The organism is Streptomyces sp. NBC_01520, assembly GCF_045040375.1.
GTDB lineage: Bacteria > Actinomycetota > Actinomycetes > Streptomycetales > Streptomycetaceae > Streptomyces.
On sequence record NZ_CP109404.1, the window covers coordinates 1,335,452 to 1,352,289 of the forward strand.

Genomic DNA, 16,838 nt, shown 5'->3' on the forward strand with positions numbered 1-16,838 from the left:
GGTCAGCTGGTCCAGAAGTCCCACCAGCGGGTCAGGATCAGCATGCCGATGATGCCGATCCAGAGGACGGGCGGCACCCAGTGGAATTCGGTGAGCCCGTTCCGCAGCCAGGCGGGCGCGGGCAGGATGCGGTGCTTGATGTTGTGCGTGGTGACGTAGCAGAACATGAAGATCGTGGCGACCCAGGCCAGGCAGCACCACAGGCAGAGCGAGTTGATGCTGTACAGCGACTGGTACTGGAGCCAGGTGCAGAAGCCGACTCCGAACAGGGTGCCCGCGTTGAGGCCGAGCCAGTACCAGTTGCGGAAGCGTGCGCCCGCGAGGAGCGCCATGCCGATGCCGATGACCACCGAGTAGGTGGCGATGCCGAGCATCGGGTTGGGGAAGCCGAAGGCGGACGCCTGCTCGCTCTTCATGATGTTGCCGCACGCGACCACCGGGTTCAGGCTGCAGCCCGGGGTGAAGCTCGGGTCCTCGAGCAGCTTGAACTTGTCGATCGTGATCACCCAGGCGGCGAGCAGTCCGGCCGCTCCGGTGATCACCAGCAGCAGTGCGAACGCGCGACTGCCGCCGATGGTCCTCTTCCCGCCGTCCTCGTCCTGGTCGGAGGAGGGGTGATCTACCGCTGCAGTCGTCATATCGCCGTTCCATCACTGAGTGGCCAGCCGGGCAGGGTCATTGTGCCGCACGGCCAGCCCGGTCTGCCGTTCGATGAACATAAAGGTGTGCAGGGGGAAGGCCCGTTGCGCGGGGGTGCGCGGGAGGTGTGCAGCCGGTACGGAAGGTGCGGTGAGGGCCGGCCTCCGTGTGCGCGTCGCGGCGACACTGCCCGCGCCGGACGGCCTCGACCTGCGGTTCCGGCCCGTGGAAGTGCTCGCGGCACCTGGTCGGGGCCGACCCTGGTGGAGTGCCGCCGCGGAAGTCGGCGGGGCCGCTCCGGCCGCGACGGGGTCATGCGCCCGGGGCAGGCCCCGCCGGCGCGGGCCGCCGGTGGCGTTCCCGTATCAGGGTCGTCCGGCAGGATGAATCGGCTGCCGTCACGTTGACCGGGAACTGCCGCCATGTTGACCAGGAGCCGCACGCGTCGGCCAGGAGCCGCACGCGCGCCCGCAGGAACGGGCCCCGGCAGCAGGTCACGACCGGCGGGGTCCCGCGGCCGGTCGCCGGGCGCGGAACGCGCGGTGCCCGCCGGGGTGGACCGGGCGGGCACCGCGCGGAACAGGCGCGGGGTCAGGCCGTCCTGGCCCGCACCACGGCCACGAGCTCGTCGAGTGCGACCGCCTCCTGCTCACCGGACTCCATGTCCTTGAGCTGGACCGTGCCCTCGGTGAGGTCACGCTCGCCTGCCACGATCGTGAACCGGGCACCGGAGCGGTTCGCGCTCTTCATCGCACCCTTGAGGCCACGGCCGCCGAACGCGAAGTCGGTGGCGACACCGGCCCTGCGCAGCTCGGTGACCAGGCCGAAGAGCACCCGTCGCGCCTCGTCGCCGAGCGGGACCGCGTACACGCTGGTGGTGGCGGGGATGTCGAGCTCGACGCCCTCCGCCTCCAGCGCGAGCACCGTGCGGTCCACGCCGAGTGCCCAGCCGACGGACGGCAGCGCGGGGCCGCCGATCATCTCGGACAGTCCGTCGTAACGGCCGCCGCCGCCCACCGCGGACTGGGAGCCCAGGCCGTCGTGCACGAACTCGAAGGTCGTGCGCGTGTAGTAGTCGAGGCCGCGGACCAGCTTCTCGTCGTCCTCGTACACCACACCCGCCGCCGTCAGCAGGTTGCGGACCTCCTCGTGGTACGCCTTGCAGGCGTCGCAGAGGTAGTCGCGCAGCATGGGCGCCCCGACGAGCTGCTTCTGGACGTCGGCCCGCTTGTCGTCGAGCACCCGGAGCGGGTTGATCTCGATGCGACGGCGGGTCTCCTCGTCCAGGTCGAGGTCGCGCAGGAAGGCCTGGAGCGCCTCCCGGTAGATGGGGCGGCACTCCTTGTCGCCCAGCGAGTTCAGCAGGATGCGGAACTGCGTGAGGCCGAGCGAGCGGTACGCCTGGTCGGCCAGGATGATCAGCTCGGCGTCCAGCGCCGGGTCCTCGGTGCCGATGGCCTCGGCGCCGACCTGTGAGAAGTGGCGGTAACGGCCCGCCTGCGGACGCTCGTAGCGGTAGTAGGAGCCGGAGTACCAGAGCTTGACCGGGAGGTTGCCGGCCTTGTGCAGGTTGGCCTCCAGCGCCGCGCGCAGCACGGAGGCGGTGCCCTCCGGGCGCAGCGCGAGCTTGTCGCCGCCCTTGGTCTCGAAGGCGTACATCTCCTTGGACACGATGTCGGTGGACTCACCGACGCCGCGTGCGAACAGGGCGACATCCTCGAAGCCGGGCGTCTCGATGTAGCCGTAGCCGGAGTTCTTCAGGGGTTCGGAGATCGCAGCGCGGACCGCGAGGAACTTCGCGGAGCGCGGCGGGATCAGGTCGTACGTGCCCTTGGGGGCCTGGAAGGTACTCACAGGAGTTTCTCTCGTCACATTCCTCGGCGGGGCGCGTCCATGCCGTGCAGATACGGGTTGGAGGCGCGCTCGCGGCCGATGGTCGTCTGGGGGCCGTGGCCGGACAGCACCACGGTCGAGTCGTCGAGCGGCAGGCACACGCGGGCCAGCGACTCGAGCAGCTCGGCGTGGTCGCCGCCGGGCAGGTCGGTGCGTCCGACGGAGCCGGCGAAGAGCAGATCGCCCGAGAAGAGAACCTGCGGAACATCCGCTGCCTCGGGCATCCTGAACGTCACCGACCCCTTGGTATGGCCGGGCGCGTGCGAGACGCCGAACTCCAGGCCCGCCAGCCTCAGCAGGGCGCCGTCGGTCAGCTCCTCGACGTCGGCCGGCTCGCCCACGGTGAGTTCCCCCATGAGCGGCATCCCGATGGAGCGGCCGATGGCCTTCTCCGGGTCGCTCATCATGTACCGGTCCCGGGGGTGGATCCAGGCGGGGACGTCATGGGCGCCGCACACGGGGACGACCGAGGCGACATGGTCGATGTGGCCGTGGGTGAGCACGACGGCGACGGGCTTGAGCCGATGCTTCTTCAGCGTTTCCTCGACGCCCTGGGCGGCCTGGTGGCCCGGGTCGATGATCACGCACTCCTCGCCTGCGGCGGGGGCGACCAGGTAGCAATTGGTCCCCCAGGCCCCGGCGGGGAACCCGGCAATGAGCACGATCGTCCTTAGTGTTCGTCCGAAGAGGGAGGGCCGCGGAGACGGTTGCGGCAGATCAGAGACTACCGGCGCTCCTCATTCCACAGCTAACCCATATACCGTACGGGGCAACCCAGGCCCGATCACACGACGTACAAGGAGACCAACCGGTGGTCAGCAGCGATCAGCGGCGGCGGCAGCTCGCCCGGGAGAAGTTCGAGCGGCAGCAGCAGCGTCGGGAGGAGGGGCGCCGGAAGACCAGGCGCCTCACGGTGATCATCGCGTCCTCGGTGGCCGTGGTGGCGGTCATCGGCGCGGGCGCGTACGTCTCCCTCGACGACGACGGCACGAAGGACAAGGCGGACGCCGCGGCGAGCCCGTCGGCCTCACCGTCCGCCAGCGAGAGCGCGGTGCCCGAGCCCGCGATGAAGATCGACGAGAAGGCGAAGTACTCGCTGTCGATGAAGACCGATCAGGGCGACATAGCGATCGCGATGGATGCGGCGAAGACCCCGCACACCACGAATTCGTTCAAGGCCCTCGCGGACAAGGGGTACTTCGACGGTACGAAGTGTCACCGTCTGACCACGGAGGGGATCTTCGTCCTGCAGTGCGGTGACCCCAAGGGTGACGGCACGGGCGGTCCGGGCTACACGATCCCGGACGAGAACCTGACCTCGCTGGGCAAGGCAGGCGACGACGGTGCGGTGACGTACAAGGCGGGCACGGTCGCGATGGCGAACACCGGCCAGCCGGGAACGGGCGGCAGCCAGTTCTTCCTGGTCTACAAGGACACCAAACTGCCGCCCAGCTACACGCCGTTCGGCACCATGGACGGCGCCGGTCTGAAGGCCGTCGAGAAGATCGCCGCGGCGGGCGTCACCGGTGGGGCGGCCGACGGCGCTCCGAAGAAGGCCGTCACGGTCGAGAAGGCGACGGTCGACAAGGCCTGACCTGCCGGGCGGCCGGTGCGCCCGGGCACCCGGCGCGGACCGGAGAATTTCGGCCGCGCGGAGTGCGGACAGCCGGGTGGCCGGTCGCCTAGATTGGCGTTGTGCAGGGTGGGCGCTGCCCACCCCAGGAAACTGTGGACGATGCACGGGGGGTGAACCCCTCCGGCATCAGGTGGAGGAGGCGCTGTGAGCAGCGACCCGTGGGGCCGTGTCGATGAGACGGGCACCGTGTACGTGCGTACGGCCGAGGGCGAGCAGGTCGTCGGATCGTGGCAGGCCGGTTCCCCCGAAGAGGCTCTGGCCTATTTCGAGCGCAAGTACGAGGGCCTGGTGGTCGAGATCGGCCTCCTCGAACGGCGGGTGAAGACCACCGATCTGTCCGCCAAGGACGCGACGGCGGCGATCGAGCACCTCCGTCAGCAGGTCGACGAGCACCACGCCGTCGGCGACCTCGCGGCGCTCGGCAAGCGGCTGGACGCGCTCGTCGCGACGGTCGACTCCCGTCGCGAGGAGCGCAAGGTCCAGAAGGCGAAGCAGACCGACGAGGCCCGGCTGGCCAAGGAGGCGCTCGTCGTCGAGGCGGAGGAGCTGGCGCAGAGCGAGCAGTGGCGTTCCGCGGGTGAGCGTCTGCGGGCGCTCGTCGACACGTGGAAGGGGCTGCCGCGCCTCGACCGTAAGTCGGACGACGAGCTGTGGCACCGCTTCTCGCACGCCCGTTCCGCCTTCTCCAAGCGCCGCAAGGCCCACTTCGCCTCGCTGGACGCCCAGCGCGAGGACGCCCGCAAGGTCAAGGAGAAGCTGGTCGCCGAGGCCGAGTCCCTCTCCGGGTCGACGGACTGGGGTACGACCGCTGCCCGTTACCGCGACCTGATGACGGAGTGGAAGGCGGCGGGCCGGGCCCAGCGCGAGTCCGAGGACGACCTGTGGAACCGCTTCCGCGGCGCCCAGGACGTGTTCTTCGCGGCCCGCAGCGGTGTCTTCGCCGAGCGGGACGCGGAGCAGGGCGAGAACCTCAAGCTGAAGGAGGATCTCGCGGTCGAGGCCGAGAAGCTGGTTCCGGTGACGGATCTGAAGGCGGCCCGGGCCGCGTTCCGCGCCGTCAACGAGCGCTGGGAGGCCATCGGCCACGTGCCGCGTGACGCCCGCCCGAAGGTCGAGGGCCGGATGCAGGCGGTGGAGCGGGCGCTCCAGGAGGCCGAGGAGTCCGAGTGGCGCCGGACGAACCCGGAGGCGCGGGCCCGCGCCGAGGGTCTGACCGGCCAGCTCCAGGCGGCCGTGGACAAGCTGCGTACGCAGATCGACACGGCACGCGCGTCGGGCAACAACTCCAGGGCCGACAAGCTGTCCCGTGAGCTGGAGGGCCGCCAGGCGCTGCTGGACCAGGCGCTGAAGGGCCTGGAGGAGTTCGGCGGCTGACCATGGCCTCCTGACTTCCCCTGAGGGGCTTCCCCGCGTACCGCGCGGGGAAGCCCCTTTCCCGTGTCCGCGCCGCGCCGTTGCTGTGTGCGGACGGCAACGAAGAGTCGTGAGGACTGCCGGATCCGGGCAGTGCTCCCGGGGCGGGACAGGCGCGATGATCTCCGCACCGGCAGGCGTCCTCCGGCTGCCGGATCCGCCGTGATCACCACGTCCTCGAGGCAGGTCCACACATGAGACTGACCCGTGCCGCCCTGACCGTAGCGGCCACCGCCCTGACCCCGGCCCTCCTTCTGACGGGACCGGCCTTCGCCACCGGGCCGGCTTCCCCGTCCGCCGCGGCTTCCCCGTCCGCCGCGGCTTCCCCGTCCGCCGCGGCTTCCCCGTCCGCCGCGGCTTCCTCGCCCACCGCCGCGCAGGCGGCGCCGACGGCCGACAGCCCCGGCACACCGGTGGGAGAGATGTCCGACGACGACCTCCGGGTCGCGATCCTGCGCATCCTGGCGGACGAGGACAGCGGCAGGAGGGTCGTCCGGGAGGCCAACGAGGCCCTGGACAACGGGACCAGGGAGGCCATGCGGTACTTCCTGGAGACCGGCTACGCGTCGGCCCGGGCCGAGGACGACCATGTCGCACTCTTCCGCATCCTCGGCGACCCCGACTCCGGCAGGCGCGTCACCAAGGAGGTCAACCAACTCCTCGACAGCGGCACACCGCAGGAGATACGGCAGTGGCTGGAGACGGGCCACCGCCTCGCCCAGGCCGAGGACGACCGCGTCGCCCTCGTCCGCATCCTCGCCCGTCCGGACATCAGCCCGGCGCTGCGCGCGGCGGTCAACGAGGCGATCGGCGGCACGCCTGAGGAGATGCGGTACTTCCTGGAGTACGGCCGGTACGAGGTCGACGCGTAGCCGGAAGCCGTCCGCCGGCGACGGGGCGGGAACGGCCTCGCCGCCGGCAGGAATCTCGTAGCCGACGGGGGCCCTGTCGGCGGCTGCCGGACCGTCCTACGGCCGGCGGGCCGAGGTGACCCGGTAGACGTCGTAGACGCCCTCCACGCCGCGTACGGCCTTCAGGACGTGCCCCAGGTGCTTGGGGTCCCCCATCTCGAAGGTGAAGCGCGAGGTGGCCACCCGGTCACGGGACGTCTGCACGGCCGCCGACAGGATGTTCACGTGCTGGTCGGACAGGACCCGGGTGACGTCGGAGAGCAGCCGCGACCGGTCGAGTGCCTCGACCTGGATGGCGACGAGGAAGACCGACGACTGGGTGGGCGCCCACTCGACCTCGAGGATCCGCTCCGGCTGCTGCGAGAGCGAGTCGACGTTGACGCAGTCCGCACGGTGGACGGACACACCGCTGCCCCGAGTGACGAATCCGATGATCGGGTCGCCGGGAACGGGCGTGCAGCAGCGGGCCAGTTTGACCCACACGTCCTCGACGCCCTTGACGACCACACCCGGATCCGCCTTGGCCCGGCGCTTGTTGCGTCCGTGCGAGGGCGGCGAGCTCTCCGCCAGGTCCTCGTTGGCGGCGTCCTCGCCGCCGAGTGCCTGGACGAGCTTCTGGACGACTCCCGCCGCGGCGACGTGCCCCTCGCCGATCGCCGCGTACAGCGACGAGATGTCGGGGTAGCGCATCTCGTGGGCGAGGGTGACCAGGGAGTCGCCGGTGAGGATCCGCTGGATCGGCAGGTTCTGCTTGCGCATGGCACGCGCGATGGCGTCCTTGCCCTGCTCGATCGCCTCGTCGCGGCGCTCCTTGGAGAACCAGGCACGGATCTTGTTGCGCGCCCGGGGCGACTTGACGAACTGGAGCCAGTCCCGGGAGGGCCCGGCACCGGCCGCCTTGGAGGTGAAGACCTCCACCAGGTCACCGTTGTCGAGTGTCGACTCCAGTGGTACGAGCCGCCCGTTGACCCGTGCTCCTATCGTCCGGTGGCCGACCTCCGTGTGGACGGCGTACGCGAAGTCGACCGGTGTCGCACCGGCGGGCAGCGCTATCACGTCGCCCTTCGGTGTGAAGACGAAGACCTCGTTGCGCGACAGGTCGAAGCGCAGGGACTCCAGGAACTCGCTGGGGTCCTCGGTCTCCTTCTGCCAGTCCAGGAGCTGGCGCAGCCACGCCATGTCGTTGACGGTGTCCTGGCCGCGGCCGGTGTTCTTGGGTACGTCGGTGCGCACCTTGGAGGCACCGGCAGAGGGATCCTGCTTGTACTTCCAGTGCGCGGCGATGCCGTACTCGGCGCGGCGGTGCATGTCGAACGTACGGATCTGGAGCTCGACGGGCTTGCCGCTGGGGCCGATCACCGTGGTGTGCAGGGACTGGTACATGTTGAACTTGGGCATCGCGATGTAGTCCTTGAACCGCCCCGGCACCGGATTCCACCGGGCGTGCACGGTCCCGAGCGCCGCGTAGCAGTCGCGGACGGTGTCGACGAGGACCCGGATGCCCACCAGGTCGTAGATCTCGGCGAAGTCCCGGCCCCGCACGATCATCTTCTGGTACACGCTGTAGTAGTGCTTCGGCCGGCCGGTGACGGTGGCCTTGATCCGGGCGGCGCGCAGGTCGGACTGGACCTCGTCGGTCACTATGGCGAGGTATTCGTCGCGCTTGGGCGCACGCTCGGCGACGAGGCGGACGATCTCGTCGTACATCTTGGGGTAGAGGATCGCGAAGGCGAGGTCCTCCAGCTCCCACTTGATGGTGTTCATGCCCAGGCGGTGGGCCAGGGGTGCGTAGATCTCAAGGGTCTCGCGGGCCTTCTTCTCCTGCTTCTCCCGCTTGAGATAGCGCATGGTGCGCATGTTGTGCAGCCGGTCGGCGAGCTTGATGACGAGGACCCGGGGGTCCTTGGCCATGGCGACGACCATCTTGCGCACGGTCTCGGCCTGGGCGGCCTCGCCGAACTTGACCTTGTCGAGCTTGGTGACCCCGTCCACCAGCAGCGCCACCTGGTCGCCGAAGTCCTTACGGAGCGTGTCCAGGCCGTACTCGGTGTCCTCGACCGTGTCGTGCAGCAGTCCGGCCATCAGCGTCGCGGGGTCCATGCCGAGCTCGGCGAGGATCGTCGTGACGGCGAGCGGATGCGTGATGTAGGGGTCGCCGCTCTTGCGCTTCTGCCCGCGGTGCCAGCGCTCCGCGACCTGGTAGGCCTTCTCGATCTGCCGCAGTGTCGCGGTCTCGATCTTGGGGTCGTTGCCGCGGACCGTACGCAGGAGGGGTTCGAGGACCGGGTTGTACGGGCTGGAGCGCTGCACGCCGAGCCGGGCGAGGCGGGCCCGGACGCGGTTGGAGGAGCCGCCGCTACGGGTGGGCGGGGCCGGCGGAGTGGCGGCGGGCCTGGCCGGGGGCTTCACGGCGGGCACCGGGGGCTTCGAAACCGCGGGCGTCGCGGGGCTCACCGAGGTGTCGGAGGCCGGCTTCGTCCCGGGCGGCGGCGTCGGCGTCGGCTCGGCGGGAGCCGGACCAGGAGCGGGCGCGGACCCGGGAGGAGGCGTGGGCTTCGCGGACCCGGACGCGGCCGGTGACTCGGAGGCGGAGGCCGGAGCCTGGGCCGGGCCGTCCACGGGCTCGTGGGCCGCTGAGCCGCCCGCGGGCTGCGCCTTCTCGGGCGTGGCGGGTGCCGCAGCGGGCTTGTCGGGCTGCGGGGCGGCGACTGGCTGGGCCTCGTCTGGCAAGTGCGCTCCTCGTGCGGATCCGGGCTACCCGGAAAGCCCATGGTATCGATCCCCCGGCCGGTCCTCGCCCGGGGACGGTGAACCCCCGACAACACGGGACGGGCACCCGGATGTTCCCGGGTGCCCGTCCTGTGTGTCCTTACCCTGCCACTGATGCGGCGATGGCGCAGGTCAGAGGGTGATCAGAGCCTCCAGCGGGGCGCCCCGCAGAGCTGCCTCGAGCCTGGCGCGGCCCGCGAGGAAGCCGAGCTCCATGAGGACCGAGACCCCCGCGACCTGGGCACCGGCCCGCCGGATCAGCTCCAGCGAGGCCCCCGCGGTCCCGCCGGTGGCCAGGACGTCGTCGATGACCATGATCCGGTCGTCGGCGGACAGGTCCTCGGCGTGGATCTCGATCTCCGCCGTGCCGTACTCCAGCTCGTACGCCTGACCGAGTGTCGCCCCGGGCAGCTTCCCGGCCTTGCGGACGGGTACGAAGCCGAGCCCGGCCCGGACGGCGACGGGCGCCGCCAGGATGAAGCCGCGCGCCTCGAGACCGACGATCTTGGTGGCTCCGTGCCGCACACACAGCTCCGCGAGGGAGTCCGTGAGCGCGGTGAAGGCCACCGGGTCCGCGAGGAGCGGGGTGATGTCCTTGAACAGCACCCCGGGCTTCGGGTAGTCCTGCACGTCGCGGATGCGGCTGAGCAGGAGCTCCCGGGTGGATTCGGTGGTGGTGGTCATCGGCGGTTCCCCGGAGTCCGGCCGTGGCCCCTGGGCTGCCGGGGCTGACCGATGACGGCCCCGGCGGTCTCGGCGTCCTCGGCGAAGTCCTGAGCACGGTCGTCGCGCTCGTCCTCGACGGACTCGCCCTTGGCGGCCGCGGCGGCCCGCTTGGCGAGGATCCGCTTCTTCAGTGCCTTCATCTGCGGCTCGCGTTCCTTGAGGTCGGCGACCAGCGGCGTAGCGATGAAGATCGAGGAGTACGCGCCTGCCGCGAGGCCGACGAAGAGCGACAGCGAGATGTCGTTGAGCATGCCCGCACCAAGGACACCGCCACCGATGAAGAGCAGGCCGGCGACCGGCAGCAGCGCCACGACGGTGGTGTTGATGGAGCGCACCAGCGTGCCGTTGATGGAGCGGTTGGCGATCTCGCTGTACGTCCACCGGGTCTGCTTGGTGATCCCCTTCGTGCCCTCCTTGAGGCTGTCGAAGACGACGACCGTGTCATAAAGGGAGTATCCGAGGATGGTCAGCAGACCGATCACGGTGCCCGGGGTGACCTCGAAGCCGACGAGCGCGTAGATACCGACCGTGATGGTGATGTCGTGGATCAGCGCGACGAGGGCCGCGATGGCCATGCGCCATTCGAAGGCGATGGCCAGGTAGATCACCACGAGGACCATGAAGATGCCGAGGCCCGTCCAGGCCTTGTTGGCGATCTGCTCACCCCAGCTGGGGCCGACCAGGTCCGCGTTGATCTTCGCCTCGGGGATGCCGAGCTCGTCGGAGAGCTCGGTCTTGATCTGGTCCGCCTTGGCCGTGTCGACCTCGGTGATCTGGATCCGGAGCCCGCCGTTGCCGAGCTCCTGGACGATCGCCTCGTGGCCGGAGGCCTCGACCGCCACTTCGTGGGCCTGCGAGACCGAGATCTTGGCCTTGGTGTCGGTCGTGAAGACCGCGCCGCCCTTGAACTCGATGCCCATGTTCAGGCCGCTGACCACCACACCGAGGATGGCCGTGATCGTGATCAGGATCGAGACGCCGTACCAGATCTTGCGCTTGCCGATGAAGTCGTAGCCGACCTCGCCTCGGTAGAGCCGGGCGCCGAGATTGCCGAGTCGCGACATCTCACGCCTCCTTCGGGTGGTCGGTGGGGGCGTTGACACGGCGCGTGCGGCGCAGCGGCGGCTTGGCGCCGAGCCGCTTCGGGTCCAGACCGGACCACGGGTGGCCGCTGGCGAAGAACTTCGTGCGGGCCATCAGCGTCATGACGGGCTTGGTGAAGAGGAACACCACGACCACGTCGAGCAGGGTCGTGAGACCCAGCGTGAAGGCGAAGCCCTGGACCTTGCCGACCGTGACGAGGAAGAGCACGGCGGCGGCGAGGAACGACACGAAGTCGGAGACGAGGATGGTGCGCCGGGCCCTGGGCCAGGCGCGCTCGACGGCCGGACGGAGCGTACGGCCTTCGCGGATCTCGTCCCGGATGCGTTCGAAGTACACGATGAACGAGTCCGCCGTGATTCCGATCGCCACGATGGCACCGCAGACGGCCGGCAGGTTCAGCGCGAAGCCGATGGCCGGGCCGAGGAGGGCCATGATCGTGTAGGTCAGGATGCCGGAGGCCAGGAGGCTCAGGAGCGCGATGAACGCCAGGCCGCGGTAGTAGGCCACCAGGTAGATGACGACCAGGGCCAGTCCGATGGCACCGGCGATGAGGCCGGCCTCCAGCTGCTCGCCACCGAGGGCGGCGGTGACGGTGGTGACCGTGTCCTCGCTGAAGGACAGCGGGAGCGCACCGTAGGAGAGGACGTTGGCCAGGTCCTCGGCGGACTGCTGGGTGAAGCTGCCGGAGATCTCGGCGCTGCCGCTGAGGGTCTCGTTCACCTGGGGCGCCGAGACGACCTCGCCGTCGAGGGAGATCGCGAACTGGTTCTGCGGGGACTGCTGCGCGGACAGCTTCTTGGTGATCGTCTGGAACTTCTTGGAGCCCTTGTCGGTGAACTCCATCGAGACGAGCCAGATGCCGCGCTGCTGGTCGAACTGCGCCTTGGCGTCGTCGACGTCCGTACCGGAGACCTCGGCCGGGCCGAGGAGGTACTTGGCGTCACCTTCGGAGCTGCACGCGACCGTGGGGTCCTCGGGCTTGACGCCGTCGCCGGCCTTGGCACGGGCGGCCGGGTCGGTGCAGTCCAGCGCGGTGAACTTCTTCTCCAGCGCGGCGGTGGCCGCGTCGGGGGTCTCGGTGGCCGCGGGGGTCTCCGCCGCTCCGGAACCGCTGGGGGTGGGCGTCGCGTCCTTCTTCAGGGCGCCGGTGACCGCGCGGCCCTGGGTGGTGGCGCTCGCCGAAGGCGTGCTGTCCCCGTCGGACGCGGTGTCCGGGCTGCTCGCCTTCGCACTGGGCGTGGCGCTCGGCTTCCCGGAACCCTCGGCGGAGGGACTCGCGGAACCGGTGGGCGTGGGCGTGCCGCCGGTGACGGTGAGGACGGGCCGGAAGTAGAGCTGGGCGGTCGTACCGACCTGTTCCCGCGCCTGCTTCGAGTTCGTCCCCTTGGGAATGTTGACGATGATGTTGGACGTGCCCTGGGTCTGAACCTCGGCCTCGGAGACACCCAGACCATTGACACGGCGTTCGATGATGCTGACCGCGGTGTTCATGTTGGTCTCGTTGATCGCCTCAGGCTTGCCGGGCTGGCTCTTCGCCTTGAGGGTGATCGACGTGCCGCCTGCCAGGTCGATACCAAGCCGGGGCGTGGTGTGACCGGACAGGAACATCCCGCCGGTGAGCGCGACCATGGCAATGAGGATCAGAGCCAGGGCACGGCCCGGCTTGCTCTGTCCACCGGAAGATCCCCGGCCCTTCTTCGGTGCTGCCACCTTTTGCTTCTCCCTGTCCAACCGCTCCGCGCCGGGTGCACGCCCGAGCGGCCATGAAGTGTAGTGGGGACCCGCCCCCGCAGAAGACCTCACGGCCCATGAGACGCCGGACCCCTACGGGTGTCCGGCGTCTCATGGATCGTGGAACTACTTGGCGTCGCTCTCGCCGTCGGCCTTGGCCTCGGCGGCCTTCGGCTCGGCGTCGCCCTCGGCCTTCTTGCCCAGGTCGATCTTCGCGTCGGCCGTGTCGTCGGCCACTTCGTCGTCCTTGTCCGCGGCCTCGTCGGCAGTGAGCGAGGAGGCGTCGTCGGGCACGACCGCGCCGTCGGCCTTCAGGTCGCCGTCGTCACCGTGGACGATGCGGTTGTACTCCGCGTCGTCCAGGACTGCGCCGATGGAGTTCTTGGCGTAGACGGCGTGGACGCCGGGCGCGACCTCAAGGAGAACCGTGTCTTCCTGAATCTCCTTGACGGTGGCGTACATGCCCCCGATCGTGCGGACGCCGGTACCCGGCTGCATGTCGTTGCGCATCTGCGCAGCCGCCTGCTGCTTCTTCTTGGCGGACCGGGTCATCAGGAACATGGCCCCGATGAGCACGATGAAGGGGAGGAGGGTCACGAGACTCACGGGACGGAACTTCCTTCGCACGACCGCGCTGACATGCGGCCTGGTCTACGGGGGTGGGTACACCGACCTGTACGGGCGGCATCGGCGGAGTCTAGGCGAGTCCGCATCATTGGAACAACGCCCAGCATGGCACCGTGGTTCCCCTCGACGCCAACCTGTGACGCGTCACGCCCCGAACAGGCCCTGTTGTCCCTTTGCGCCGTGCTGCGGCGGTACGAGGCCGAGGTGCGCCCAGGCCGCGGGTGTGGCGACCCGGCCACGCGGTGTCCTGGCGAGCAGTCCTTCCCGTACGAGGAAGGGTTCGGCGACCTCCTCGACCGTCTCGCGCTCCTCCCCCACCGCCACCGCGAGGGTGGACAGGCCGACGGGACCCCCGCCGAAGAGCTTCAGCAGGGCGCCGAGCACCGCGCGGTCCAGGCGGTCCAGGCCGCGGGCGTCGACCTCGTACACCCGCAGGGCGGCGGCGGCGATGTCCCGGTCGATCCGTCCCTCGGCCTTGACCTGGGCGTAGTCCCGGACACGGCGCAGCAGCCGGTTGGCGATACGGGGCGTGCCGCGGGAACGCCCCGCGATCTCGGCGGCACCCTCCGTGTCTATGACGACGTCGAGGAGGCCGGCGGAGCGGTGGATGACACGCTCCAGCTCGGTGGGGGCGTAGAACTCCATGTGGCCGGTGAAGCCGAAGCGGTCGCGCAGCGGGGGCGGCAGGAGCCCGGCCCTGGTGGTGGCGCCGACCAGGGTGAACGGCGGCAGTTCCAGCGGGATGGCCGTGGCGCCGGGGCCCTTGCCGACGATCACGTCGACGCGGAAGTCCTCCATGGCCATGTAGAGCATTTCCTCGGCGGGCCGTGACATGCGGTGGATCTCGTCGAGGAAGAGGACCTCGCCCTCCTGGAGGGAGGAGAGGATCGCGGCGAGGTCCCCGGCATGCTGGATGGCGGGTCCGGAGGTGATCCTGATCGGTGCGTTCATCTCGGCCGCGATGATCATGGAGAGGGTGGTCTTGCCGAGGCCGGGGGCGCCGGAGAGCAGGACGTGGTCGGCCGTGGCGCCGCGGGCCCGCGCCGCCTTGAGCACCAGGTCGAGCTGTTCGCGCACCTTCTCCTGGCCGACGAACTCGTGGAGGTCCTTCGGGCGCAGGGCGGCCTCGACGGCCGTGTCCTCGCCGTCGGCGCCGGCGGCGACCAGCCGGTCCTCCAGCGGCTCGTCCGCGAGGTCGCCCGTGTCGGCTCCGGTGTCGTCCCAGTTCATCTCGTCAGTCCCGCCTCGGGTGTTTCGGTGCCGGGCCGTGCGGTGCTCCGGCCGGCGTACGGGGCGTCGTGCCCCTGCGGTCAGCGTGCGCGGTTGAGGGTCTGCAGGGCGGCGCGCAGCAGCTGCGGCACGGGCGGCTGTGCGCCGCCGGCGATCGCGGCCTCGGCCTGCGGTGCCACGGCGGTCACCGCTTCGTCGGCCTCGCGTGTCGCGTAGCCGAGGCCGATCAGGGCGGCCTGCAGCTGGTCGCGCCAGGAGGAGCTGACGGCGGTGCCGATGCCCTGCTGCCCGATGTGCGCCCCGACCGGCTCCCCGAGCCGGTCCTTGAGCTCCAGGAGGAGCTTCTGGGCGCCCTTCTTGCCGATGCCGGAGACCGCCATGAGTGCTTTCTCGTCGCCGGTGGCGACGGCGATGCGCAGGGCGTCCGGGCTGTGGGTGGCGAGCATCGCCTGGGCGAGCCGGGGCCCGACGCCGCTTGCGGTCTGGAGGAGCTCGAAGACCTGCCGCTCGTCGTCGTCGGCGAAGCCGTAGAGGGTGAGCGAGTCCTCCCGGACGACGAGGGAGGTGGCCAGCTTGGCCTCCTGGCCGATCCGCAGGCCCGCCAGTGTGCCGGGGGCGCACTGGACGGCCATCCCGATGCCGCCGACCTCGATCACTGCCGTGGTCGGAGCGAGGGCGGCCACCGGGCCGGAGACGAAGGCGATCATGCGGTACGGCCTTTCAGCGTGCGGTGGGCGGCGACGGCCTGCTGCAGTCGGTTCTGCGCGGGTGCGCGCCAGATGTGGCAGATGGCGAGGGCGAGGGCGTCGGCGGCGTCGGCCGGTCTGGGCGGCGCGTCGAGCCGCAGGAGCCGGGTCACCATGGCGCCGACCTGTGCCTTGTCGGCGCGGCCCGAGCCGGTGACTGCGGCCTTGACCTCGCTGGGGGTGTGCAGGGCGACCGGGATGCCCCGGCGGGACGCGCAGAGCATGGCGACCGCACTGGCCTGGGCGGTGCCCATCACCGTACGGACGTTGTGCTGGGCGAACACCCGCTCCACGGCGACGAACTCGGGACGGTGCTCGTCGAGCCATTCCTCGATGCCCCGCTCGATGGCGACGAGCCGGTGGCCGAGCTCCGCGTCGGACGGGGTGCGCACGACGCCGACGCCGATCATGGTCAGCGGCCGGCCCGCGACTCCCTCGACGACTCCGACACCGCACCGGGTCAGCCCCGGGTCCACGCCCAACACCCGCATGAATGGGCCCCCTCCGCCGCTCGGTCATCTGTTCCCGCAGGCTATCGGCTACCGCTGACAATGCGGCGGGCCGACGGGGTGTGTCCCCGTCGGCCCGCCGCGGCCGTGCTGTTCGCCTCAGGCGTCGACCTTCTCCATGACCTCGTCGGAGACGTCGAAGTTGGCGAAGACGTTCTGCACGTCGTCGCTGTCCTCCAGCGCGTCGATCAGCTTGAAGATCTTGCGCGCGCCCTCTTCGTCGAGGTCCACCTGCATGGTGGGCAGGAAGTCGGCCTCGGCCGAGTCGTAGTCGATGCCGGCCTGCTGGAGCGCGGTACGGACCGCGACCATGTCGGTGGCCTCGCTGACGACCTCATAGGTCTCACCGAGGTCGTTGACCTCCTCGGCACCCGCGTCGAGCACCGCGTCGAGGACGTCGTCCTCGGACAGCTCGCCCTTGGGGACGATGACGACGCCCTTGCGGTTGAAGAGGTACGAGACCGAACCCGGGTCGGCCATCGAACCGCCGTTGCGGGTCATCGCGACACGCACGTCGGACGCGGCACGGTTGCGGTTGTCGGTGAGGCACTCGATGAGCACCGCGACACCGTTCGGGCCGTAACCCTCGTACATGATCGTCTGGTAGTCGACGCCGCCCGCTTCGAGACCGCCACCGCGCTTGACCGCGGAGTCGATGTTCTTGTTCGGGACGGAGCTCTTCTTCGCCTTCTGAATGGCATCGACGAGGGTCGGGTTCCCCTCGGGGTCCACACCTCCGGTGCGGGCCGCGACCTCGATGTTCTTGATCAGCTTCGCGAAGAGCTTGCCGCGCTTGGCGTCAATCACGGCCTTCTTGTGCTTCGTCGTAGCCCATTTAGAGTGGCCGGACATCTGCCTTCTCCTTCGCGTCACCAAAATCGATCCGAACCCGAGAGATCCTACC

15 protein-coding genes are annotated in these 16,838 nt (G+C 70.1%); 3 read left to right on the plus strand and 12 right to left on the minus strand.

Annotated features, from left to right (window positions below; translation table 11 throughout):
• Positions 1–2: 2 nt before the first annotated feature.
• The 3 genes from OG524_RS06065 to OG524_RS06075 form a co-directional block, all read right to left on the minus strand.
• Positions 3–638: a vitamin K epoxide reductase family protein gene (locus OG524_RS06065; protein ID WP_405391969.1), complete on the minus strand. Its 636-nt coding sequence runs from the start codon at positions 636–638 to the stop codon at positions 3–5.
• A 592-nt stretch (positions 639–1,230) separates the two neighbouring features.
• Positions 1,231–2,493 carry a histidine--tRNA ligase gene (gene hisS, locus OG524_RS06070; RefSeq protein ID WP_405809374.1) on the minus strand — a complete coding sequence of 421 codons (1,263 nt, stop codon included), beginning with the start codon at positions 2,491–2,493 and terminating at the stop codon, positions 1,231–1,233.
• Between the two features lie 14 nt (positions 2,494–2,507).
• Complete coding sequence (locus OG524_RS06075) at positions 2,508–3,194, minus strand: MBL fold metallo-hydrolase (protein WP_405391967.1); 687 nt, start codon at positions 3,192–3,194, stop codon at positions 2,508–2,510.
• 149 nt (positions 3,195–3,343) lie between these two features.
• Here OG524_RS06075 and OG524_RS06080 point away from each other — a divergent pair, with 149 nt between their 5' ends.
• The 3 genes from OG524_RS06080 (at position 3,344) to OG524_RS06090 (ending at position 6,453) form a co-directional block, all read left to right on the plus strand.
• Positions 3,344–4,126 carry a peptidylprolyl isomerase gene (locus tag OG524_RS06080; protein ID WP_405391966.1) on the plus strand — a complete coding sequence of 261 codons (783 nt, stop codon included), beginning with the start codon at positions 3,344–3,346 and terminating at the stop codon, positions 4,124–4,126.
• A gap of 186 nt (positions 4,127–4,312) precedes the next feature.
• Complete coding sequence (locus OG524_RS06085) at positions 4,313–5,542, plus strand: DUF349 domain-containing protein (protein ID WP_405391965.1); 1,230 nt, start codon at positions 4,313–4,315, stop codon at positions 5,540–5,542.
• Positions 5,543–5,775: 233 nt separating this feature from the next.
• The gene (locus OG524_RS06090) at positions 5,776–6,453 is read left to right on the plus strand and encodes an ALF repeat-containing protein (protein WP_405809376.1); all 678 of its coding nucleotides are present in this window, start codon (positions 5,776–5,778) and stop codon (positions 6,451–6,453) included.
• A gap of 96 nt (positions 6,454–6,549) precedes the next feature.
• Here OG524_RS06090 and OG524_RS06095 read toward each other — a convergent pair whose 3' ends face one another.
• The 9 genes from OG524_RS06095 to OG524_RS06135 form a co-directional block, all read right to left on the minus strand.
• Positions 6,550–9,222, minus strand: a complete 2,673-nt coding sequence (locus OG524_RS06095; RefSeq protein ID WP_405391963.1) for a RelA/SpoT family protein — start codon at positions 9,220–9,222, stop codon at positions 6,550–6,552.
• A gap of 171 nt (positions 9,223–9,393) precedes the next feature.
• A complete protein-coding gene (locus OG524_RS06100) occupies positions 9,394–9,945 on the minus strand; it encodes an adenine phosphoribosyltransferase (RefSeq protein ID WP_405391962.1) in 552 nt (183 codons plus the stop codon).
• Entirely contained in the window at positions 9,942–11,051 is a 1,110-nt protein-coding gene (secF, locus tag OG524_RS06105; RefSeq protein WP_405391961.1) for a protein translocase subunit SecF, read from the minus strand. The genes OG524_RS06100 and secF overlap by 4 nt, the downstream gene beginning before the upstream one ends.
• 1 nt (position 11,052) lies before the next feature.
• Positions 11,053–12,801, minus strand: a complete 1,749-nt coding sequence (secD, locus tag OG524_RS06110) for a protein translocase subunit SecD (RefSeq protein ID WP_405391960.1) — start codon at positions 12,799–12,801, stop codon at positions 11,053–11,055.
• 147 nt (positions 12,802–12,948) lie between these two features.
• Positions 12,949–13,428 carry a preprotein translocase subunit YajC gene (gene yajC, locus OG524_RS06115; protein WP_405391959.1) on the minus strand — a complete coding sequence of 160 codons (480 nt, stop codon included), beginning with the start codon at positions 13,426–13,428 and terminating at the stop codon, positions 12,949–12,951.
• A gap of 165 nt (positions 13,429–13,593) precedes the next feature.
• Entirely contained in the window at positions 13,594–14,679 is a 1,086-nt protein-coding gene (gene ruvB / locus OG524_RS06120) for a Holliday junction branch migration DNA helicase RuvB (RefSeq protein ID WP_405391958.1), read from the minus strand.
• Positions 14,680–14,759: 80 nt separating this feature from the next.
• A complete protein-coding gene (ruvA, locus tag OG524_RS06125) occupies positions 14,760–15,386 on the minus strand; it encodes a Holliday junction branch migration protein RuvA (protein WP_405391957.1) in 627 nt (208 codons plus the stop codon).
• Positions 15,383–15,916, minus strand: coding sequence for a crossover junction endodeoxyribonuclease RuvC (gene ruvC / locus OG524_RS06130; protein WP_405391956.1), 534 nt, complete (start codon positions 15,914–15,916; stop codon positions 15,383–15,385). Before ruvC ends, ruvA begins: the two co-directional genes overlap by 4 nt.
• Positions 15,917–16,033: 117 nt before the next feature.
• A complete protein-coding gene (locus OG524_RS06135) occupies positions 16,034–16,786 on the minus strand; it encodes a YebC/PmpR family DNA-binding transcriptional regulator (RefSeq protein ID WP_405391955.1) in 753 nt (250 codons plus the stop codon).
• Positions 16,787–16,838 lie beyond the last annotated feature (52 nt).

What these genes read in the sequence shown, in the direction of transcription:
- OG524_RS06065 (WP_405391969.1), bottom strand. Translation starts at nt 638, where the DNA reads ATGACGACTGCAGCGGTAGATCACCCCTCCTCCGACCAGGACGAGGAC.
- OG524_RS06090 (WP_405809376.1), top strand. Translation starts at nt 5,776, where the DNA reads ATGAGACTGACCCGTGCCGCCCTGACCGTAGCGGCCACCGCCCTGACC.
- secF (WP_405391961.1), bottom strand. Translation starts at nt 11,051, where the DNA reads ATGTCGCGACTCGGCAATCTCGGCGCCCGGCTCTACCGAGGCGAGGTC.
- ruvA (WP_405391957.1), bottom strand. Translation starts at nt 15,386, where the DNA reads ATGATCGCCTTCGTCTCCGGCCCGGTGGCCGCCCTCGCTCCGACCACG.
- ruvC (WP_405391956.1), bottom strand. Translation starts at nt 15,916, where the DNA reads ATGCGGGTGTTGGGCGTGGACCCGGGGCTGACCCGGTGCGGTGTCGGA.
- OG524_RS06100 (WP_405391962.1), bottom strand. Translation starts at nt 9,945, where the DNA reads ATGACCACCACCACCGAATCCACCCGGGAGCTCCTGCTCAGCCGCATC.
- OG524_RS06135 (WP_405391955.1), bottom strand. Translation starts at nt 16,786, where the DNA reads ATGTCCGGCCACTCTAAATGGGCTACGACGAAGCACAAGAAGGCCGTG.
- ruvB (WP_405391958.1), bottom strand. Translation starts at nt 14,679, where the DNA reads ATGAACTGGGACGACACCGGAGCCGACACGGGCGACCTCGCGGACGAG.